The 20,463-nt window shown below is 69.8% G+C and carries 14 protein-coding genes and 4 pseudogenes; 11 read left to right on the top strand and 7 right to left on the bottom strand.

Annotated features, from left to right (window positions below; translation table 11 throughout):
* Positions 1 to 360 precede the first annotated feature (360 nt).
* Complete coding sequence (locus tag ACY0PA_RS36005) at positions 361 to 2,718, top strand: glycosyl hydrolase family 95 catalytic domain-containing protein (protein ID WP_473081586.1); 2,358 nt, start codon at positions 361 to 363, stop codon at positions 2,716 to 2,718.
* On the opposite strand, the gene ACY0PA_RS36010 is transcribed toward ACY0PA_RS36005, so the two are convergent.
* Positions 2,651 to 3,325 (bottom strand): hypothetical protein, encoded by a 675-nt coding sequence (locus ACY0PA_RS36010; protein ID WP_473081587.1) that lies wholly within the window; start codon positions 3,323 to 3,325, stop codon positions 2,651 to 2,653. The two genes, ACY0PA_RS36005 and ACY0PA_RS36010, sit on opposite strands and share 68 nt — an antisense overlap.
* A 545-nt stretch (positions 3,326 to 3,870) precedes the next feature.
* Here ACY0PA_RS36010 and ACY0PA_RS36015 point away from each other — a divergent pair.
* The 3 genes and pseudogenes from ACY0PA_RS36015 to ACY0PA_RS36025 form a co-directional block, all read left to right on the top strand.
* Positions 3,871 to 4,305: pseudogene (locus tag ACY0PA_RS36015) on the top strand (hypothetical protein); the annotation flags it as partial.
* Between the two features lie 826 nt (positions 4,306 to 5,131).
* The gene (locus ACY0PA_RS36020; RefSeq protein WP_473081588.1) at positions 5,132 to 7,996 is read left to right on the top strand and encodes an ATP-binding SpoIIE family protein phosphatase; all 2,865 of its coding nucleotides are present in this window, start codon (positions 5,132 to 5,134) and stop codon (positions 7,994 to 7,996) included.
* Positions 7,997 to 8,048: 52 nt separating this feature from the next.
* On the top strand, positions 8,049 to 8,810 hold the full coding sequence (locus tag ACY0PA_RS36025) for a DeoR/GlpR family DNA-binding transcription regulator (protein WP_473081589.1): 762 nt from the start codon (positions 8,049 to 8,051) through the stop codon (positions 8,808 to 8,810).
* A gap of 74 nt (positions 8,811 to 8,884) precedes the next feature.
* Here the strand turns inward: ACY0PA_RS36025 and ACY0PA_RS36030 are convergent, their stop codons facing one another.
* Both ACY0PA_RS36030 and ACY0PA_RS36035 read right to left on the bottom strand, forming a co-directional pair.
* Positions 8,885 to 10,015: a site-2 protease family protein gene (locus tag ACY0PA_RS36030; RefSeq protein WP_473081590.1), complete on the bottom strand. Its 1,131-nt coding sequence runs from the start codon at positions 10,013 to 10,015 to the stop codon at positions 8,885 to 8,887.
* Positions 10,016 to 10,250: 235 nt separating this feature from the next.
* A complete protein-coding gene (locus tag ACY0PA_RS36035) occupies positions 10,251 to 10,781 on the bottom strand; it encodes an NTPase (RefSeq protein ID WP_473081591.1) in 531 nt (176 codons plus the stop codon).
* A gap of 138 nt (positions 10,782 to 10,919) precedes the next feature.
* On the opposite strand from ACY0PA_RS36035, the gene ACY0PA_RS36040 reads away from it, so the two are divergent.
* Positions 10,920 to 11,372 carry a YbhB/YbcL family Raf kinase inhibitor-like protein gene (locus ACY0PA_RS36040; RefSeq protein WP_473081592.1) on the top strand — a complete coding sequence of 151 codons (453 nt, stop codon included), beginning with the start codon at positions 10,920 to 10,922 and terminating at the stop codon, positions 11,370 to 11,372.
* Positions 11,373 to 11,647: 275 nt separating this feature from the next.
* Here the strand turns inward: ACY0PA_RS36040 and ACY0PA_RS36045 are convergent, their stop codons facing one another.
* Positions 11,648 to 12,337, bottom strand: coding sequence for a baeRF2 domain-containing protein (locus ACY0PA_RS36045; RefSeq protein WP_473081593.1), 690 nt, complete (start codon positions 12,335 to 12,337; stop codon positions 11,648 to 11,650).
* Positions 12,338 to 13,147: 810 nt separating this feature from the next.
* Between ACY0PA_RS36045 and ACY0PA_RS36050 the strand changes: the two genes are divergently transcribed.
* The 4 genes and pseudogenes from ACY0PA_RS36050 to ACY0PA_RS36065 all read left to right on the top strand — a co-directional run.
* Positions 13,148 to 13,588, top strand: a complete 441-nt coding sequence (locus tag ACY0PA_RS36050; protein ID WP_473081594.1) for an archease — start codon at positions 13,148 to 13,150, stop codon at positions 13,586 to 13,588.
* 67 nt (positions 13,589 to 13,655) lie between these two features.
* On the top strand, positions 13,656 to 15,068 hold the full coding sequence (locus ACY0PA_RS36055; RefSeq protein ID WP_473081595.1) for an RtcB family protein: 1,413 nt from the start codon (positions 13,656 to 13,658) through the stop codon (positions 15,066 to 15,068).
* 336 nt (positions 15,069 to 15,404) lie between these two features.
* Complete coding sequence (locus ACY0PA_RS36060; protein WP_473081596.1) at positions 15,405 to 15,785, top strand: YrdB family protein; 381 nt, start codon at positions 15,405 to 15,407, stop codon at positions 15,783 to 15,785.
* Positions 15,695 to 15,940: pseudogene (locus ACY0PA_RS36065) on the top strand (hypothetical protein); the annotation flags it as partial. The gene ACY0PA_RS36060 and the pseudogene ACY0PA_RS36065, both read left to right, overlap by 91 nt.
* 25 nt (positions 15,941 to 15,965) lie before the next feature.
* On the opposite strand, the gene ACY0PA_RS36070 reads toward ACY0PA_RS36065, so the two are convergent.
* Together ACY0PA_RS36070 and ACY0PA_RS36075 are read right to left on the bottom strand one after the other, a co-directional pair.
* Positions 15,966 to 16,865, bottom strand: a complete 900-nt coding sequence (locus ACY0PA_RS36070; protein WP_473081597.1) for a formylglycine-generating enzyme family protein — start codon at positions 16,863 to 16,865, stop codon at positions 15,966 to 15,968.
* Positions 16,866 to 16,975: 110 nt separating this feature from the next.
* Complete coding sequence (locus ACY0PA_RS36075; RefSeq protein WP_473081598.1) at positions 16,976 to 18,385, bottom strand: sulfatase family protein; 1,410 nt, start codon at positions 18,383 to 18,385, stop codon at positions 16,976 to 16,978.
* A 483-nt stretch (positions 18,386 to 18,868) separates the two neighbouring features.
* Between ACY0PA_RS36075 and ACY0PA_RS36080 the strand changes: the two are divergent.
* Both ACY0PA_RS36080 and ACY0PA_RS36085 read left to right on the top strand, forming a co-directional pair.
* A pseudogene (locus tag ACY0PA_RS36080) lies at positions 18,869 to 19,088 on the top strand (ISAzo13 family transposase); the annotation flags it as partial.
* 40 nt (positions 19,089 to 19,128) lie between these two features.
* A pseudogene (locus ACY0PA_RS36085) lies at positions 19,129 to 19,362 on the top strand (transposase); the annotation flags it as partial.
* A gap of 122 nt (positions 19,363 to 19,484) precedes the next feature.
* Here the strand turns inward: ACY0PA_RS36085 and ACY0PA_RS36090 are convergent.
* On the bottom strand, positions 19,485 to 20,333 hold the full coding sequence (locus tag ACY0PA_RS36090; protein ID WP_473081599.1) for a LysR family transcriptional regulator: 849 nt from the start codon (positions 20,331 to 20,333) through the stop codon (positions 19,485 to 19,487).
* Between the last annotated feature and the right edge of the window lie 130 nt (positions 20,334 to 20,463).

The raw sequence follows: 20,463 nt of genomic DNA on the forward strand, positions 1-20,463 counted from the left end.
GGGTCCTGTGCTCCCGGTTCTTTGCGGCGACGGGCTTCAAAGCGGGACGACGATTCGTGTTTTTGAGCCTCACAGGGTGCCGACGCAACGCCGACGGCACCTCACGGTAGGCCCCGGCCGCCGCCTCGTGCGTGCGGGACGCGGCCTCCGACTGCGAGAACCATGACGTCTGCGCCCTCGAGTGGGGCGCGCTGCTACGTCTGGTCGATCGGACCGCGCCGGACTGCAAGGACGGCGGCCTCCCGTCCGCGGCCGCGCGAAAAGATCGGATCTATTGCTTCAAGACCCCTTGTGGCTAAGAGGTGTTGACTGCATCATTCCCGGGACGCGGGTTCACCTCCGAGTATGGGAGTCACTTATATGAACGAGAGGCATATCTCGGCCGCACCCTCCCGCCCCTCCCGGCGGACCGCTCTCACTCTGGCCACCGGAGTGGGCGCAGTCACGCTTCTCCCGCAGACCGCCTCCGCCTGGGCCGCTTCTGCCGCCACCGTGGGGGCGAGCGCGCATTCCACCGATGTCTCGCCCCATGAACGGGTCGCGCGCGACGCCTCGTTGCGTTGGCGCACGCTGCCCGCCGACTGGAAGGACGGCGCACTGCTCGGCAACGGGCTGCTGGGCGCCGTCGTCTCCAAGGGCGCCGCCGCGAACACCCTCCAGGTGATGCTCAGCCACACCAAGGTGCAGGACCAGCGCGGGCAGTGGCGTGCGGCCATCGGCTACTCCCGGCTGCCGATCGGCTGTCTCACCCTCAGCCTCTCCGGCGAGATCACCGCCGTCGACTGGACCCTCGACCTGTACGACGCCGAACTGCGCGGCACCATCACCACGGCCCGGGGCAGTGTCGCGTTCAGCATCCTGGTGCACAACTCCCGTGACGCGCTGGTGGCGTTCACCGAGCCGAGCCCGGGGGAAGAGGACGCGGCCTGGTCCTTCACCTGGATGCCCGCCACCACGTCGCGCACAAAGGACAAGCCCGCCGACTACGTGGGCAACCCGGACCCCGCGACCGGCACTGCCGAGGGCACCTCCTATGTCGAGCAGCCGCTGATAGCGGGCGGCGGCTGGACCACGGCCTGGCGCGAGCGCCGCGACGGCACCCGCCGGGTGCTGGCCGCCCATGTCGTCTACCGGCACCCGGAGGAGCTGAGCGGCACCACGCGCCTCGCCCTCGCCGCGGTCGACCGCACCCTCGCCGCCTCCACCGCGGGCCTGCTGAGCGAACACCGATCCTGGTGCCACCGCTACTACCGCCGCAGCTTCGTCTCCGTACCCGAAAAGCGAATCCAGGACTTCTACTGGATTCAGCTGTACAAGCTCGCCAGCGCCACCCGCGCGAACGGGCCGTCCCTGTCCGAGTGGGGGCCGTGGTATCCGGAGACCGGCGGCAGCTGGACCGCCGTCTGGTGGAACCTGAACGTGCAGATCGCCAGCTGGCTGCTGCAGGGCTCCAACCATCCCGAACTCGACTCCGTCACCTCGACGTTCAAGGCCTTCGAGGCAGAACTCCCCACCTCCGTCCCCGCGGAGTACCGTGACGGCGATACTTACGCTCTCGCGCACCCCTCGGACTGGATGCTGCGCACCGGCGGCAAGACGGTCGGCGTCCCCGGCACCGCCTCCAAGACCGACAACACCGGCAACCTGCTGTGGGCGCTGCACAACATCTGGCTCAGCTACCGCCACTCCATGGACCTGGCGATCGTCCGCGACGTGCTCTACCCGATCCTCACCCGCGCGGTGAACTTCTACGACCACTTCCTGTACGAGGGTTCAGACGGCGCCCTGCATCTGCCGCTGACCCGCTCACCGGAGTGGGCCGACGCCGAGGACTGCACCTACGACCTGTCCCTGGTGCGCTGGGGCTGCACCACCCTCCTGCAGTGCCTGAAGCTGCTGCGCACGACGCACCCCAAGGCGGCCCGCTGGCAGGAGATCCTGGACCGGCTCACTCCCTACCCGCAGGACGCGACCGGGGTGATGGTCGGCGCGAACAAGCCGCTCACCGAGTCGCACCGGCACTTCTCGCACATGCTCTGGCTCTTTCCGCTCGCCGAGTACGACCGCGCGCGCCCCGCCGACCGTGCCCTGATTGACACCACCTTCGACCACTGGGTCAAGGACCGTACGCAGTGGGCGGGTTACAGCTTCGCCGCCGCGTCCTCGATGGCCGCCCGTATCGGCCGTCCCGAGCAGGCCCTCGACCTGCTGACGTACTTCACCGATGGCAACGTGTTCCGCAACTCCCGGATGACCGAGAACACCATGTACGTCGAGGGCGGCAACCTCGCCGTCGAATCCCCGCTCACCGCAGGCCAGTCCGTGCTCGACATGATGATCCAGAGCCACTCCGGGCCGGTGCGGGTCTTCCCCGGTGTGTCGGCGAGCTGGCCCGACGCCAGTGTCCAGGGCCTGCGCGCCCAGGGCGCCTTCCTCATCGACGCCGACCGGGCCGACGGCGCCACCCGATGGGTACGGGTGCACAGCGAGGCCGGCGCGCCGCTCGACCTGGAGCACGGGATCAGCGGGGACATCGACGTACGGGACGAGCAGGGGCGACGTTTGCCGTACCGCACGACGGGTGTCGGGCGCGCTGTGATCCAACTCCCGAAGGGCGCCGTGGTGTTGGTGACCCCTGCTGGCAAGAGGATCACCGGTCCCGCACCGCGGGACGTGCCCGCACTGTCGGCGCGGCGCCCCTGGGGACTGCCGGACTGAACGCGGAGTCAGTGCACCGGCGCGGCGGACTCGGAAGTGATGTTCTTGTTGAAGCGGAGCAGGTTCTCAGGGTCCCAGGCGGCCTTGACGGCGCCCAGCCGTCCGTGCTTGGCCTCACTGCCGTGAACGGTCCGGCGCCACTGCGGCCCTGGTCGTCGGTGAGGTTGGTGTAGCCGTTCGTCAGTGAGTGAGGGCGCATCGCCTCGTCCATCGCCGTCGCCCACTGCTCGTACAGAGCGTCGTGCTCGGACGTGTCCCACATGCTGACCGCCTCCCACAGCCAGGCGGCGCCCTCACGGGAGAAGGCCATGGCGTCCTCGGCTGTGTCATCGGAGATGGCGCCGCCCATGCACCAGATGTTGATGGTGGTGGCGCCGGGGTTCGCGGGTGCGGCGGCGTTCGCCAGCACGGTGGTGATGGCGTCGGTGTCGAGCGCCGGCAGATAGCCGCCGCGCAGGTTCATGCGCTTGCCGTAGGGCGCGACGGCGTCGAGCATGCTGTTCGCCTGCAGCCAGGGCATGGCGGTGACCAGGTCCGCCACCGGGCGGCCGAGCGTGGCGAGCGGGTCGATGTCCCGGCGGGCGGTGGCGACCTCGCCGTTGTCCACCGGGGACGAGGACAAGCACCGGTCGGCCGTGGGCCTGCGCGGGCGGGGACGGCAGCGCGGGGGCCCCGGCGACGGCGGCGAGCAGGCCCAGCTCGCGCGGGGCGGCGGCCACCACCGCGGGCAGTCCGGCGAGCACGTCGGCGGCCTGCTCGATCGGGAAGATCAGCTGCCCGGCCACCACGTCGGGGCCCACCGGGTGCGCACGCACCATCTACCGGCACTTCCCGAACAAGGCCGTCCTGGTGGAGCGCATCGCGATCCATGCGATGCAGGAGAGCCTGGCGCAGGTGCGCCGCGCCCTGGCCGCGGAGCCGGGTTCCTGGAGCGCATTCACTGGGTGGTGCGCCACATGATGGGGCTGCGCAGCAGTCAGCTCTTCCCAGTGTCACGGGGGGCGTGCCACTGAGTCGGTGCCCGAACTGGTCGCGATCCGTACAGAACTCCTCGATGCACTACAGGAGTTGGTGACTGCCACGCAGCGGTCGGGGCGCGAGGACGCTGCGTTGGCTGGGCTCCTTGGCTGAGCAAGGACATGCCTTCGCCCTGTGGTCGGTAAGGAGAGGGCGCGGTTCACTACGAGCGATCGGGCGTTCCTGGCGGCGCTGCTGCACCGGCTGCCACGGGACGTGCTCCGTAGAGTGCGGCTGCTGGTGCGCCCGGATGCACTGCGCTGGTGCCTGGAACCTGAGAGGCGTGGGGACCTGGCAGTGCTCAACCCGGCCGCCGAGCTGCTTGAGCTGGGCCGCAGCCCGTCCACCATCAGCCGGGAGATCCGCCGCGACCGCCACCCGGTCAACGGCCACTACCGCCCGCACGCGGCCCAGGCCCGTGCCGATGCCCGCCGGCCCCGTCCGAAGCCCGGAAAGATCGGCCAGAACCCGCAGCTGCGGGACTTCATCCAGGACCACCTGGACATACGGTGGAGCCCGGAGCAGATCTGCCAGGCTCTGCGGGCCCAGTTCCCCCGGCAGCCGGAGATGTTGCCGAGAATGTTGATCTGGTCGCCGGTCACCGACTCGAAGACCACGGAGAACGCGCCGTACACGCCGTTGTAAACGTACGCCCATAGCTGCGCGGAGACGACGGTGATCACCGCCCAGGGCAGCAGGAGCAGGGCCATCATCCAGCCGCGGGCGCTGGTGAGGCGCTCCAGGACGAGGGCGATGAGGGTGCCGAGGACGACTTCCACGACGACTGTGCCGAGGGTGTACAGGACGGTGAACAGGAGGGCCTGGCGCCAGCGGTCGGAGGCGAGGAGTTCGGCGTAGTTGTCGCCGGTGAACGCGCCGAGCCGGAAGCCGGATCCGGTGCGCCGGTCCGACGACCGGTACTGGACGCGACGCGGGAGTTGGTCCTGCGCCTGGCCGATCCCGGGGGCATCGGCGCGTCCAGGGGGAGCTGGCCCCGGCTGGGCCTGATCGTCTCGGCGGCTGTGGTCCGGGTGGTGCCGCGCCAGGGCAAGGTCCCGCCGACGCCCCAGCGAGCGGGCGTCACATGGTCCTCCTTCTTGCGTGCTCACGTGTCCGGCCTGTTGACCTGCGAACTTTCCATGCGTGCACCGAGTCCTGCAGGAAGTCCCGAACGTGTTGGAACGGTCCAGTCGCGCTGACCGCGCGGGCGGCGCACCCCTCTGCCTCCGGGCAAGGCCGCACGATCCGGCCGTCGGAGTATCCTGAAATGAGCTTTCGATGGTGAGCGGCGATGACTGTTGTCGATGCCCAGGTTCACTCCCGCCCTGGTCACGGGCCATGCTGAGAGCGGCCCCCGGGTGAGTCGGGCCGCTTCGGGCCCCCGTCCGGGAAGGAAGTGATCCCGGTGCCGGACATCTGGGGTGACCGAGACGCCATGGCCCGCAACCGCGAGCGGGTCTTCGCCGGCGAGCCGACCGTGACGAGCCTGCGGGGCCCCATCCTGAACTCATGGCGGCGCTGCCAGTCCCTGGGCCTGTCACCGGATCTGATCGAGCCCCCCTACCAGGTGGAGCTCGACTTGGCGGGCCGCCTGTTCAGGGCGGCCGCGCCGGTGCTGGAGCGGCTGGAGTCCGAGGCGGCGGGCACGCATGTGGGCGTGGTCCTCGCCGACCGGAACGGCGTGATCCTGCACAGCCGTGCCGGGGACAAGACGCTGTACAAGCACCTCGAGGCGGTCCGGCTGGCACCGGGATTTACCTACACGGAGCAGTACGTCGGCACCCACGGCATCGGCACGACGCTCGAGGAGCGATGCGATGTCCGCGTCTTCGGTGCCGAACATTTCGCCACCGCCCTGCAGCCGTTCATGTCCGTGGGTGCCGCCGTCCGGGACCCGCTCAGCGGATCCCTTGAAGGCGTGGTCGGTCTCACGTCCTGGTGCACCGATGCGAATCCGGCCATGGCGGCCATCGCCCACAAGGCTGCCGAGGCCATCGCCGGGCGGCTGTTGGAGCAGCACACGGAGGGGGAACGCGCCCTGTACCGGTGTGCTCTGCAGGTCGAGCGCAGTGTGCAGGGAGCGATGACGGATGTGGAACAGGGTCTGGCCGGCTCGGTCGACACCGTTCTCACGGACAGCGACCGGCTCACACTGCGGGAGAAAGCCACAGAACTGATCTCCGCAGCCCGCAGCACCGCCGTGCAGGTACCGCTGGCCGGGGGGCGGCTGGCGACTCTTGTATGTCGGCCGGTGGCGGCTGACACAGGCGAGGACGGTGTGGCCGTCACGGTCAGCCTCGCCAGCGACGCACGGCAGCATCGCGTGGGGCCCGTGCCTCCCGGGCGCACCAGCGTCCAGCCGGACGGAGCGCAGATCGCGACGCCCCCGGGCATACCTCGCGCGGCATCTCCCGCCCCGCCCCCGGAGACGGCCGCCTCAACGGCCGGAGAGCCGGAACCGGAAGGCGCGGGGACGGTGGGGGACACCGACAAGTCCGCGGTGACAGATACCCCCGACGAGTGGCTGCTGTCGGTGGGGCACCCCGAGATGGGGCAACTCGCGATGGCCGCGCGGGAGCGTCTTGAACTGCTGTACGACGCAGGGATCCGGATCGGCACCACCTTGGACGTCACGCGCACTGCGGAGGAGCTGGCCGAGATGGTCGTGCCGCGGTTCGCCGACGTCGTCACGATCGACCTGCTCGAACCTGTGCTGCGCGGAGACGAACCGCTTGCCCTGGACGTCCCGTTGCAACGGGCAGCGATGAGCGCCCCGCACGGCGACTCGCCGTTCTGCCCGGTCGGCGGGCGGATCAGCTTCGCCTCCTCTGCGCCGCAGGCCAAGTGCCTAGCCAACGGACGGGCGGTCCTCGAGCCGGATATGGGCGCGGTTCCCGAATGGGCGGCCCAAGATCCCGACCGCGTCGGTCAGTTGTTGCAGTACGGCATCCGCTCCCTCATCTCCGTTCCGTTCAGCGCCCGCGGGGTCACTCTCGGCCTGGCCACCTTCTACCGCTCCCAGGAGTCCAGGCCCTTCGAGGAGGACGACCTGCAGCTGGCGGAGGAGCTCATCGCCCGCGTTGTCATGTGCATTGACAACGCCCGCCGCTTCACCCGCGAGCAGACCATTGCCCTCACCCTGCAGCGCAGCCTGCTGCCGGGCGTCCTCCCGGAACAGAACGCCGTCGAGGTCGCCCACCGCTACCTGCCCGCCCAGGCGGGTGTGGGCGGCGTGGGCGGAGACTGGTTCGACATCATCCCGCTGTCCGGAACGCGCGTGGCGCTGGTTGTCGGCGACGTCGTCGGCCACGGCCTGCATGCTGCCGTCACCATGGGCCGGCTCCGGACCGCGGTGCACAATTTCGCCGCCCTGGACCTGTCCCCAGACGAGCTCCTCGGACGCCTCGACGACCTGGTCATCACCCTCGACCAGGAGGAGGCCTTCCGGCCCGGCGGAGGCGACATCATCGGTGCCACCTGTCTGTACGCCGTCTACGACCCGGTCTCCCAGCGCTGTACGGCGGCCCGGGCCGGCCATCCCCTGCCCGCAGTCGTCGACCCCGATGGCGCCGTGCACTTCCCGGACCTGCCGGCCGGCCCTCCGCTCGGCCTGGGCGACCTGCCCTTCGAGACCGCCGAACTGGACCTGCCCGAAGGGAGTCAGCTGGTGCTCTACACCGATGGGCTCATCGAGGACCGCCAGTGGGATGTCGACTACGGGCTCGAGCGGCTGCAGCGCGCCCTGGCCTACCCCGGGCGACACCCCGAACTCACCTGTGAAGCGGTTCTGCAGGCATTGCCGGGCCAGCGGGTCAGCGACGACGTCACGCTGCTCGTCGCCCGCACCCGGGCCTTGAGCGCCGACCAGACGGCATCTTGGGATGTGCCCTGCGACCCGGCAGCGGTCTCCGGCCTACGAGCGGCCGCCGCCCAGAAGCTGAGTGAGTGGGGGCTGGACGCCTGCGCCTTCACCGCCGAGCTCGTTCTGAGCGAGCTGGTCACCAACGCCATCCGGCACGCCAGCGGCCCCGTCCAAGTGCGCCTGCTGCGCGACCGCACGCTGATCTGCGAGGTCTCCGACGGCAGCAGCACCTCCCCCCACCTGCGCCGTGCCGCCGACACCGACGAGGGCGGGCGCGGTCTGTTCCTCATCGCCCAGCTCGCCCAGCGCTGGGGTACCCGATACACCCCCAGGGGCAAGGTCATCTGGGCCGAGCAACCCCTGAGCCCGACGACCACTCTGGAACTGCATTCCTGGTAACCCTTTTTGGTACGGACACACCAGGGGATCCACGACAGCAAGAGGTGATCACATGCAGGCCGAGGAGCGCCAGCGACAGATCGTGGCTCTGGCACGCCAGGAAGGACACGCGAGCGTGGACCGGCTGGCCGCGGCGTTCTCGGAGACGCAGGAGACAATCCGGCAGGACCTGGACCTGCTGGAACGTCAGGGCCTCCTGCGCCGGGTGCAGGGGGGAGCCATCCCGCTCGTCCGGCTCGGCTTCGAGCCGGACCTGCCCACCCGTGGCGGCGTCATGGAGGAAGAGAAGAAGAGGATCGCCGAAGCCGCGCTGGCGGAGGTGCCCGACGAGGGGGCGATCCTGCTCGACGCCGGGTCCACCACCTCCCACTTGGCCGAACTGCTGCCCGGCGGCCGCGAGCTGACGGTGATCACCAACAGCCTACCGATCGCCCAGCTGCTCGCGGGGCAGCCGGGGCTTACGGTCATCACCCTGGGCGGCCGCGTACGGGCCCGTACGCTCGCGGAAGTCGACGTGATCGCCATCCGCACCCTGAGCACCTTCCTCATCGACGTGACCTTCCTGGCGACCAACGGGGTTTCGGTCGAACACGGCCTCACCACCCCGGACCTGGCAGAAGCGGAGGTCAAGCGGACGATGTGCCAACGAGGGCGGCGGCGGGTCCTGCTCACCGACAGCAGCAAGATCGGGAACGACACCTTCTGCCGGTTCGCCGACGTCCGCGACTTCGACGTCGTGGTCACCGACACCGGGATGGAGGAGGAGACCGCCGCGGACTTCGCCGCGATGGGACCGCGCGTCGTCCGCGTCTGACTGGGGTCAAGGGGTCGCAGGTTCAAATCCTGTCGTCCCGACAGAGATGTCGGCCAGACCACGGCTGCCACGGCTCAGCTGGACCCTTGGCCGCCCAGAGCGTGTCGCTGCATCAGCCGGGATATGTCCTTCGCGGTGACGATCCCCGCCAGATGGCCCGCGTCCACCACGAGGATGGGCATGCCGGTACCTGGGCCAAGTCCGTCGAGGACCTCGCTCAGAAGATCGTTCGGCGCGGCAGCCGCGTACTGGGCCGACGGCGTCGCCACCTCGCATACGCGCAGCCCCTCCCGGCGTGCTCCCGGGATCGCCGTCAGCCGACGCACCTGCACGATTCCGCTGGGACGGCCCTCGAAGTCGAGCAGCGGCAGGGCGGAATGCCGGGATTTCACCGCCACTTCGTCGATGAAACGCTGGACAGTCAGCCAGTCGGGACCAGTGGTCACCGGGCTGGACATGGCATCGGCCACGCGCACACCCTGTATGGCCGTCTGGAGAACAGCGCGCTGCCGTTCCGCGCCGGCGACGACCGCGATGAAGCCGCCGACGAGGACGAGCCACAGCCCGCCCGGCGTCCCGCGGAGGAAGGCAATCCATCCGACGGCCGCCAGCAGCACTCCCATGACCTGACCGCTGCGGGATGCCGCCCGGTCCGCACGCTGCCGGTCCCCGGTGCTCCACCACAGCAGCGCCTGCAGCACCCGTCCGCCGTCGAGCGGAGCAGCAGGCAGCAGGTTGAACACGCCCAGGAACAGGTTCGCCCAGCCGAGCCACACCAGGACGGCTGCGGGCACCGCCCAGCCGAGCAGCGCGTACAGCCCGATTCCGGCTCCGAGCGCCACGCCTCCGATGGCCAGGCTGGTGAGCGGCCCGCTGACCGCCACCGCCAAGGCGGCCGCGGCGGTCTGCGGTCGCCCCATCCTGGTCATCCCGCCCAAGGCCCACAGCGTGACGTCCTGTACCGAGATCTCCCTCCTGCGGGCGGTCGCGGCGTGTGCCGTCTCGTGGAGCAGCAGGCTGCCCATGAGCAGCATGGCCCCCACGACACTCGCGAAGGCATACACGGCATCCGAGCGTCCCGGAGCCAATGCGGGGAGGGCCTGGAGGCCGAGCCCGTACGCGAGCAGCACCGCCAGCAGCGGAACGCTCCAGTGCATGCGCAGCGGTACCCCGACAACACGTCCGACACGGACGGAGCCGTTCATCGTCGTCTCCTGCCGGCTCGGCAGCCGGTCCATCCGGGCAGGACCTGCGACCTGTGCTCCGTGAACGACCGGCACGGCACTCACCCCCATTGTCACTCTCGGAATCTCCGACGGTCGGCCGGTGCGGCCTGGGGCGTGACCGCAGCGGTCAGACGCGAGGTGGTGACCGCCACCGGCTGGGTGGATGCTCGCGGGCTTGGTGGGTCGCGTCGTTGGCGCTGAATCCCCGAACCCGTCACCGGTACTCCAGCTGTGCTGCCAGTTTTTCGGGGAGGGCGTGCCGGTTCGCATGCGTCACGACGATGAGTTCGATGCCGGCGCGCTGTTTCAGGGCGTCGGTGAACGGGTCGCTGTGCGCATGAACGGTCGCGACCACATCGATGTCGGCCTCGAAAACGGACCGGACGGCCGCCCTGAACGAGGCGGAGGCCAACTCCATCCGGCCGAGCTCGTCGATGAGCGCAAGCTGACCGGGAACAGGATCCGCCGAAGCTGCCGTCAGCGCCGGTAGCGCCACCCGGTCCATGACGCCCAGGTCGACTCCGTACCGCCCGACCTTCGGCGGCCCCGGGAAATCGACGTGGGCGAGCACGGCGCGGTGTCCCGCCGCCGTCTCCAGGGCGAAACCGACCCGGGTCCCGTCCTGCCGGATCTCCTCCGTGGTGAAGCCGACGATGCCGCGGCCGTGCAGCAGCGAGGCCAGCCGGCGGATGACGGTCGTCTTGCCGACGCCGGGGCGTCCCTCCAGCAGGATCCTCGTCGGCATCTCGTACTCCGTTCCGGGTCGGCAGCCCTCCACCAGGTTCTCAGCGAAGAGGGTCGTCGCAGTTCCGACTCGGCCGATCGGGTGCTTGCAGCGCTCGCTCGGTGATGTTCATCGCGTTCACCGGGTACAGCGCCGTCCATGACCGCAATTGAGCTCAGCAGCACGGCGTTCGGCGACCATCAGGCGATCCCACGCCATCACAGTGGGGAGGGCGACGACGTCTCGCCCCCCTTGACCTGGTCGGCGGCACCGGAGGGTGCGGCCGAGCTGGTTTTGGTCTGCGAAGACCCCGACGCACCGGGAGGGGCGTTCCTCCACTGGCTCGTCACCGGTATCGACCCGGGGAGCTCCGGCGTGGACGAGGCCGAGACACCTCGCGGCGGCCGCGCGTGGCCCAACGACTTCGGGCGCGTGGGCTGGGGTGGGCCCATGCCTCCCCCCGGGCACGGGAAGCACCGCTACTTCTTCCGCCTGTACGCCGTGTCCGAGCCGCTCCCGCTCCACGGCCGAGCGGGCTCCGACGCGGTGCACCGGGCCCTGAAGGGCAGGGGCCTGGCCAGTGGCACCCTGGTCGGCACGTATCAGCGCTGACCGTGTCCAGGGGCGCCGTGCAGCCGGACGAAGCAGGCTGACACGACCGTCCCGCTGTGTACGAGGTCGTGGCGTTGCTGACTCGGCCGAGGTGTAGAAGACGGCCTCATTGGGGGAGTCCAGCCGGCCCAGCTCCTCGGCCAGCAGCCCGAACGCCGCCTCCCAGCCGATTGCCTCGTAGTGGTCCGAGCCGGGCCGCTCGACCATGGGCACTCCTGCCCGGTGTCGGCACGTTCCACCCGCCGCGCGAGCCGGAACCGCGGTATGCGTCCGCGTCAGGTCGGCGTCCCGAGGTCGGTGTACCGCAGCAGCGCGCCCACACCCTCGTACAGCCTCAGCTCGCTCTCCGATACGACGACCAGTTCGGCACCGGTGCCGACGAGGGTCCGCACCAGGGCCTCGTCGGCACGCTCCTCGCGGGGTGCCCGCACGCCGAAGGAGGCCAGCTCCGCCTCGGTCAGGGCGAGCTGGGTGGGCTGTGGGCCCACCCAGAACCGCAGGGAGGGCGCGGGCGGGTGGTGGAGGAGCAGCGCCGCGACCTGACCGCGCTGAAGGGCAGCGACGGTGGCGGACAGCCCCTCCGTCGCGGCCAAGTGCAGTGCCCGCCGGCCGATGAAGATGTCCACGAGCGCCCGGTCGTGCGCGGCCATGCGGCCGCGGAAGGCGGTGTTCAGCTGCGGCTCCAGAAGGGCGCGCCGGGTGTCGGTCGGCGTGGGACCCCCTACGCGTACGACCCTGTCCCGCAGGGCGTGCGGGAGACGGCGAATCAGTACGTTGGACGCCCATTCGTCCCCGCCTATGACGACGGCGTCGGCGCCGACGCGCCGCGCCCATTCGTACAGCCGGTGGCCCAGCCGGACCGCGGTGTGATGCCAGGTCGCCACCGTGACCCTGCGGTGCAGCCGCTCACCCGGGTGACATTGGACGTCGGCCAGGTCCCGGTCTCCGCGTCCAGCGTCACCCACCCGTGAGTCTCGGCGGTCGGCAGCCCGCCGTAGTGCACGGTCACGGCCAGGTAGGGGATCTCCGGGATGTGCTGGGTGACGAGGGGCATCGCATCCGGCAGCGTGCCGTAGCGCGCGCAGTCGTGCGCAGGAGGCCTGGGCAGCTCCCCGTCCAGTACGAGCGCTCCGTGCGCGGCGAAAACGGCCTGCCCGTGGATCCCCGGTACCTCCGTGTCGGCGCCGACCACCTCCTCCATCACCTTGAGCAGCGCCCGGTCCGCGCCCTGACGGGTCAGTTTGTCGCGCAGCCGCCGCCAGCGCAGCGCGATCGCCCGCTCCGGATGCTCGACGTCACGCGAGGTGTCCAGGTACACGGAGGCGAACGGGCCGGGCTCCACGTACAGGGGCGCCAGGAACGACAGCTTCATCGCCACTCCTCGTAGGAGGTCTCCCTACGTTCGATGATGCGCGTGTGCCGCTCGAAAACTCATCACTGCTGGTCAAGCGGCAATCGCCGCGCAGCGTATGAGGCTCAGGCGACTTGCTGATAATCGGCGAACGGGAAGGCGTCCTGTGTCGCGTCACGCGCCGCACCGGGCGATTCGAGTACCGGGCTGCTGCCCACCGAGGTGAAGGCCGAGGACGTGCATGCCACCCTTGAATCAAGGGCTGAACCACCGCTCCCACAGGGGCACGATCGACGGGTGCGGACGGCTGATCCTCGATCCGCACCCACGCGACCGCGTGGGTGACCAGCCGAACGGGGTCCGCACAACCCCTTCGACGCCAAGCTGTACTTTGTGGCAGGAACACGCCGACCATGATCTCTGGATGGCCATGACCACCGGGCCCGGGCGTTCGCTGCGCGGTCATCGCACTGTTCCGCACACCGGTGATCTGCGTGTCGAGGCCTGGGCACCGACACGCGAGGAGTGCATCGCCGAGGCAGTGCGAGGCATGGTCGGCAGCTTCGCCGAACTGCCCGCGGAGGCCTCCTGCGTGGCGCGGGAGTGTGTGGTGGCGGTCGGAGACGACGGCCGGCTCCTGGTCGCCGTGCTTGAGGAAGTCATCTACCGCATGGATGCGTCGGACGAACTCCCTGTGGACGTCACGGTGACGCCGGAGCCGTGTGGCGTACGCGTGCAATTCACGATGGCCGACAGCGCGACAGCCATGCAGACCGGGGCCGTACCCAAGGCCGTCGCGCTGCACGGCCTGCGACTGGCCCATGACGCGCACGGGTGGGCGTGCCGAGTGACGCTCGATGTGTGACCCCGTCCCGGCGTCTCGCGCCGGAACGCCTCGCAGAGGAGGCCGAACCGAGATGGATATCCGGCTTGTGGCAGACGGACCCTGGCGGTTCCGCATCGAACAGACCGGCGCCATGCGCGTACCCGGAGTCGTCCTCGCCCCACGGGAGCTGCTACCGGACGAGCCCGGCGACCAGGCCCTTCAGCAGGTGGCCCATGTGGCTACGCTCCCCGGCATCGTCCGTGCCTCGTACGCCATGCCCGACATCCACTGGGGCTACGGCTTCCCCATCGGCGGCGTGGCCGCCACCGAAGTCGCTGACGGCGGCGTCATTTCGCCGGGCGGGGTGGGCTTCGACATCTCCTGCGGGGTACGCCTCCTCACCGCGCACGTCGACCGCACCACCCTGCTGCACAGGCTGCCCGCGCTGATGGACCGGCTGGACGGACTGATCCCACGCGGGCTCGGGCCCGGCGGACTGTGGCACCTGACGGGCCGGGCACAGCTGCACGAGATCCTGAGCGGCGGATCCCGGTACGCGGTCGAGCAGGGCCACGGCGTGCCACGCGACCTGGAGCGGTGCGAGGACTGCGGAGCCGTCGGCGACGCCGATCCCACCCAGGTCGGCGAACGCGCGCTGGACCGCGGCGCCAGGCAGGTCGGCAGCCTGGGCTCGGCCAACCACTTCCTGGAGATCCAGGCGGTCGACACCGTCTACGACGAGACATGCGCGCGGGCATTCGGCCTGCGCCCAGGCCTGGTGTGCGTCATGATCCACTGCGGCTCACGCGGCCTGGGTCACCAGATCTGCTCCGACCACGTACGGGCCATGGACACCGTGATGCGGCGCTACGGCATCGACGTACCCGACCCGCAAATGGCCTGCGCACCCGTCGACTCGGCCGAAGGCCGCGCCTACCTCGGCGCGATGGCCGCCGCAGCGAACTACGCCCGCGCCAACCGCCAGCTGCTCGCCGACGCCGCCCGCAGTGCATTCCTGCAGCTGACCGGCTCGGGCCTGGATCTGCTGTACGACGTCTCGCACAACCTGGCCAAGCTGGAAACCCACCCCCACCATGACGGCGCCCGGGCGCTGCTGTGCGTCCACCGCAAAGGCGCCACCCGGGCCCTGCCGCCGGGCCACGCCGATCTGCCGGACGCCCTGCGCCGCTTCGGCCAGCCGGTGTTCGTGCCCGGCACGATGGGCACGGCCTCGTATGTCATGACCGGCAGCACCAGCAACCGGGCGTATGACTCCTGCTGCCACGGCGCGGGCCGCGTCTGGAGCCGACACCGCGCCCACCGCGAGACATCCGCCCGGCAGCTGCGCCACGAGCTGGCCGACGCGGGGGTCGCGGTGCGCCCCGCATCCTGGCGCAGCGTGATCGAGGAAGTGCCCGAGGCGTACAAGGACGTCGACGCTGTCGTAAGGGCAAGCGAACACAACGACCTGGGCCGCCTTGTAGCGCGCCTGGTGCCGCTGGGTGTCCTCAAGGGCTAGCAGGGGGCCAGGGCTGATGTGTTCTCAGGTTGTGAGACGAAGCAGCTCGCACGCTTGGGCAGGGCGTAACCGGTAGTGGTCACGTGGACCGAACCGTACGAAGACGTGTCAGCCACCGTGTACGAAGCCGGGCCAGAGCGCCCGGGTGGGTTGTGCTCACCCGTTGGCTGTGGCCGTGCCGGATAATCGGGGCGATCTCCGACCGCTCGGGAAACGAACCTGGCCTGAGGCTGAGTTCCCTGGATGAATAAGTCCGATGTCTGATCTGGTGGTTCTTGAACTTCCCGTGCGGCGGTCTGTGATCCTGGAGGGACTACGACGGAGGGAACTGCGCGTATGTCGTCCGGGTATGGCTTTCACCCGTTGTCTCTCGGTGTGAGGTTCGTGTTGGAGCTGGTGGCTCTGGTGTGCTTCGGGCTCTGGGCATGGGCTGTGGTGCCTGGTTTCCTGCGGTATGTCTGCGTGGTTGCCGTTCCCCTGATCGTGGCCGTGCTGTGGGGAGTCTTCGCCACCCCGGACGATGCATCCCGGTCCGGGGGCACGGTGATTGCGACACCTGGTCCGCTGCGGTTCCTGCTGGAGCTGGCTGTGTTCTTCGGCGGTGCGGCCTCGTTGTACGCGGCGGGATCCCGCACTCTCGCCGTGGTGCTCGCCGGCGTGCTGGTCGTGTACCACCTTCTGTCGTGGGACCGGGTCTTGTGGCTGGTCAGGCATTGAGTCCGCCCCAGCCCACCCTCGCGGTCGCGCAGGCGCTGCTCGGCGTGCATCCCGAGGCGCGCTGGTTGCGGTACGCGCACACGCACTTGGCCGCGATGTTCCCGTACCTGCCGCAGCAGTCCGGGTACAACAAGCGCCTCAAGGCGGCATTGCCGGGCACAACCCCCAGGGAGGACCTTGCTACCGGCTGTCGGCCGCCACGCGGAAGCCGATGTTGGCCGTCGAGCTGTCGGGGGTGTTACGGCTGCGGGCCGCGACGCGGTAGCGGTTGCAGTACGAGTCGTGGCACAGGTAGGAGCCGCCGCGCATGACGCGGGAGATGTCCGGGACGAACCAGTCGGCCGTCCACTCCCAGACGTTTCCCACGGTGTTGTAGAGGCCGTAGCCGTTGGGGCGGTAGGACTTCGCGGGTACGGTGCCGGGTCCGCCGGGACCCGTGTAACGGGCGGGGAAGTCGCCCTGCCAGATGTTGAGCATCGTCCTCCCGCGCGGGGCCAGTTCGTCACCCCACGGGAAACGGCGCCGTTCGAGTCCGCCGCGGGCCGCGTACTCCCACTCGGCCTCGGTGGGCAGGCGTGTGCCGGACCACTCGCAGAAGGCCTGGGCGTCGTTCCAGGAGATGTGGACGACGGGGTGATTCTGGCGCGATTCGATGGATGACCCCGGGCCTTCGGGATGCCGCCAGGTCGCGCCGGCCACCGCCCGCCACCACGGCACTTCGGCAACGGGCTCCGCCGTGTCCGCGAGTTCCTCGGGGAGGAGGCCGCAGAAGACGAAGGAGGAGTTGAAGCTCTCGGCCTCAGTGGCGTAGCCGGTCGCCTTGACGAAGCTCGCGAACTGGGCGTTGGTCACGGTCGTGGGGGCGATCCGGAAGGGGGCGACCTCGACCTCGCGGACCGGGCCCTCGTGGTCGGCCGCGATGCCGTCGGGGTCGTCACCGCCCATGAGGAACCGGCCGCCGGGGAGGCCGATCAGCTGCTTGGCGATCCGGAGTGCCGTCTCGGAGCGGGGCGGTGCGGTGGACGCGTCCGGCGCGATCGTGAGAGTGGCCCGGCCGGGTGTGCAGCAGGAGGAGGACATGACATCTCCGAGGTTCGATGGTGAGGTCGGCCGGGTGCCCGTGAGAGACGGGCACCCGGCCGGATGGTGCGGACCGGCCGGCGCCGGGCCGGCCGGCGCGGCCAGTACGGCTAGCTCACGCGGTCGGCGGCGAGCTGGTCCCTCAGGGCCGGGATGCCCAGAGCCTGCTCGTCCGCGGAGGTCGCCCCGTAGAGCTTGTTGGTGAGTTGGTACGGGTCGTTCGTGAGGTCGTAGTACTCGCGGAACGTCACCTCACCGGTGCCGACCACATTGCCGTTGGTGTCGGTGTGGAGCTTGTAGTACTCCGTGTACTGCTTGTCCTTGGCGACGTACGAGGACCACGTGTGCGGGCTCCCCGTCTGGTGGACGCCCTGCTCCCACCACTCGACCAGCAGGTGGTCACGGCTGTAGGTGCCGAGCAGCGACTTGCCGTCCTGCGGGGTGTTCGCGGTGATCCCGGCCGCGTCGAGGATGGTGGGTGCGATGTCGATGTTGGCGACGATGCGGTTGTCCGTGGTACCGGCGCCAAGGCCGCCGGCCGGCCAGGACAGGTAGAACGGCACCTCGTGGGACGGGGAGTAGGGCACCGACTTCTTGGACCATCCGTGGTCGGCCCAGGTGTAGCCGTTGTCGCCGAGGTAGATGACGAGGGTGTTGTCGAGCTGGCCCAGGGACACCAGCCTGTCCTTGAACGCCTGCACAGCGTCGTCGACAGACAGCAGGGTGCGCAGCTGCCGCTGCCGCAGCGCCTGGCCGTCGGCGAGGGTCTGGCTGGCGTTCTGGATGTAGTCGGGCTTGTCGCTCTTGTCGGTCTCGAAGACGGACGGGCGGCCGTTCCACTCCGGCACCACGGTGTTGGCGTACTGCGTCTCCGGGGTGTTGGGCTCGTGCGAGGCCTTGGGGGTGACGACCGCGAACCAGGGCCGGGTGTCGGTCGCGGCCTTGTCCAGGAAGGCCAGGGTCTTGTTCTTGATGATCGTGGTGCTGTAGCCGGCGATCGTGTGGACGGTCCCGTTGTCGTTGTACGTGCCGTCGTTGTAGACGACCGGGTCCTCCAGCACCCACTCCTCGAAGTGCGGCGGGTTGTCACTGACGTTCCAGGCGTTGAGGTACTTGCCGAACAAGCCGGTGCGGTAGCCGGCCCGCTTCAGGTAGCGCTGCACCGTGGTGTTCTGGTCGAGCTTGTACGGGTGGCCGTTGTCGAGCACGCCGTGGTTGTGGGCGTAGCGGCCGGAGAAGACGGAGGAGCGGGAGGGGGCGCACAGCGGCGTGGCGACGTGGCCGTCGGTGAACTTCACGCCCTGACCGACGAGCCAGTTGATGGTCTTCGAGGTCGCCCAGTCAGTGTGCTTGGGCTGGTCGTCCGTGACGATCAGCAGGATGTTCGGGCGGGTGGCCGCCGCGGCCGGAGTGCCGGTGGCCAGCTGGGCGGCCGCGGGGACGGCGACCGCCGCGGCAACCGCGGCCGAGCTCGCGAGGAAGCCGCGTCTGCTTACCTTCGACTGCTCGTGCTCACTCATTTGGTTTTCCCTTTTCTGTTTTGGGCGGGGTGAATTCCACTCGCCAAGTGAATGAAAAAGGCGCGCAGAATTCCCGGAGTCCTCGTTTGGGATATACGGGGATTTGCGAATGAGGAACGGGAGGCGGGAAACTGTGGCCCAGTCGAGGCGCGATCGGCCGCGGCTGGTCGGAGCCCGATGTCCCGTTGAATGATGAGGCGTTGACCGGCTGCTCAGGGCCCGGACGAGCGGCGTCCGAGCCCGGCGGTCACGCCGCGGCGGCCTTACAGAGCGTACTCGCCAGCCGTCCGAAGTCGACGTGCCGACGAGCAGCGAGAATCACTGCTGCCATGGCTGTGAGAGTAAAGGGGCGAGTGAGGTCTGGGCAATGGGGTCAGGATGAATATTTTAGAACCCGGCCCTATTGTTGCGGGGATATTGCTGGTGCAGACCTGAGCGTTGTCCCCTAATCGCTGGTCATGCGTCGCCAAACTCCACATGCCCAGCGAGACGGCTGTCCGCAACGGGGTGTTCGAGCTGGAGGCCGGCGGGGGATCCCCTGCCGGTGGGTCGGGTCAGAAGGCCCGGCGGAGGACGACGGCCTGCCGAAGAGCTGGACCCGGATCTGGTGCCCGCCCTGCTTGGCCTGGTTGAGCTGGATGAGCGCGGTGATCCGATGTCGCCGCTGCGGTGGACGACCAAGTCGCTGCGCAACCTGGGAGAGATGGCCTCGCACGGACCCGAATCGCCATGTTGATTCCTTACGGCCTGGCTACGCGAGGAACTTGCTGAGCCAGGTTCCCAAGTCCGCCCAGCCCTGGGTGGCCACGCTGCTGCGGACCGTGTTCGAACAGCCCGACGCCGACGCGGTAACGGCACAGATGCGGCACGTCCTGGACGCTTTGGAGGCCAAGTTCCCCAAAGCTGCAGCCCGCTTGGACACCGCGCAGCACGATCTGCTGGCCCTCGCCGCCTTCCCGCGGGAGATCTGGCGGCAGTCTGGTCGAACTGTGAGGCTTGCTGGGCAACGCTCTCGTGTCGTGGTCTGGCCCGTGGTCTAACTGGCAGTGCTGCCTACGGCCCTGGCCCGCCTCTGCCGACGGATCTCTGGCGCAGGAGGCTAACGCAAGAGTCCCCGTACGGCGTCGAACGCCGCTGCCACCGTCGCCGGATCCGCCCCCGGGCGGGCCAGCGCGCTCATGGGGATCGGGGTGACCGGGGGCAGCCCCCCGTAGGGGGTCAGGCCGTCCGGTGCCGGGCCGACCGCGGCGAGCAGGGCCACGCCCTGGCCCGTGCGGGCGATGTCGAGGACGCCGGCCAGATATCCCGCGTCGCCGACGACCGTGGCCTGCACCCCGTGCGCGGCAAGCGTCGCTATGGCCCGGCGGCGGATCGCGCAGGGGTCCTCGATGGCGACCAGCGGCACGGGAGCCGGCGCGGTCGGCGGCTCCCAGCCGGGCGTTGCGTGCCAGAGCAGGGGAAGGCCGCCGACCGGCGTGCCCTCGGTGGCCGCGGCCTCCGTTACGTACACCGCGACATCCACGCTCCCCCGCTCCACGGCCTCGACCAGCCGCGCCGAGCGGTCGATGCGGAACCGCACCCGGCAGCCGGGCCGCACCTCCTGGACGGCCGCGGTGAGGCGTGGCAGGAACTGGTCGGCGGCGTGCTCGGTGGAACCGATCGTGACGGTGTCGCCGTCCACGTCGAGCAGGGCGCGCACCGCCTCGTCGTGGACGGCGAGGATGCGCCGAGCCTGCTCGACGAGAAGGCGCCCCTGAGGGGTGAACCGCATGCCCCGGCCCTCACGTTCGACGACCGGGCCCCCGAGCGTCTTCTCCAGCCGGCGTACGTGCTGGCTGACCGCGGACTGGCTGAGCGCGAGGGAGCGGGCCGCGCGGTGGAAGCCGCCGCAGTCGGCTATCGCGGTCAGGCTGCGCAGGGCCACGATGTCGAGGACAGGTTGGGGCATACGGCGACCGTAGCCCGTATCCGGCATCGATCGCGATTGCTGATCGGTTTCGATGCGGAATCGTCGTTGGACGTGGTCCGTCCCGGCCGGTCATGATGAGCGCATGGTTCCCGCGACCGCTTCCGCTGCC

The organism is Streptomyces sp. DS1-CR2, from assembly GCF_055760475.1.

Bases quoted from the DNA above. Each gene is read 5' to 3' on its own strand.
- ACY0PA_RS36075 (WP_473081598.1), bottom strand. From the start codon at position 18,385: ATGAGTGAGCACGAGCAGTCGAAGGTAAGCAGACGCGGCTTCCTCGCG.
- ACY0PA_RS36025 (WP_473081589.1), top strand. From the start codon at position 8,049: ATGCAGGCCGAGGAGCGCCAGCGACAGATCGTGGCTCTGGCACGCCAG.
- ACY0PA_RS36060 (WP_473081596.1), top strand. From the start codon at position 15,405: ATGTCGTCCGGGTATGGCTTTCACCCGTTGTCTCTCGGTGTGAGGTTC.
- ACY0PA_RS36090 (WP_473081599.1), bottom strand. From the start codon at position 20,333: ATGCCCCAACCTGTCCTCGACATCGTGGCCCTGCGCAGCCTGACCGCG.
- ACY0PA_RS36040 (WP_473081592.1), top strand. From the start codon at position 10,920: ATGACCGCAATTGAGCTCAGCAGCACGGCGTTCGGCGACCATCAGGCG.
- ACY0PA_RS36070 (WP_473081597.1), bottom strand. From the start codon at position 16,865: ATGTCCTCCTCCTGCTGCACACCCGGCCGGGCCACTCTCACGATCGCG.
- ACY0PA_RS36005 (WP_473081586.1), top strand. From the start codon at position 361: ATGAACGAGAGGCATATCTCGGCCGCACCCTCCCGCCCCTCCCGGCGG.
- ACY0PA_RS36050 (WP_473081594.1), top strand. From the start codon at position 13,148: ATGGCCATGACCACCGGGCCCGGGCGTTCGCTGCGCGGTCATCGCACT.
- ACY0PA_RS36030 (WP_473081590.1), bottom strand. From the start codon at position 10,015: ATGAACGGCTCCGTCCGTGTCGGACGTGTTGTCGGGGTACCGCTGCGC.
- ACY0PA_RS36035 (WP_473081591.1), bottom strand. From the start codon at position 10,781: ATGCCGACGAGGATCCTGCTGGAGGGACGCCCCGGCGTCGGCAAGACG.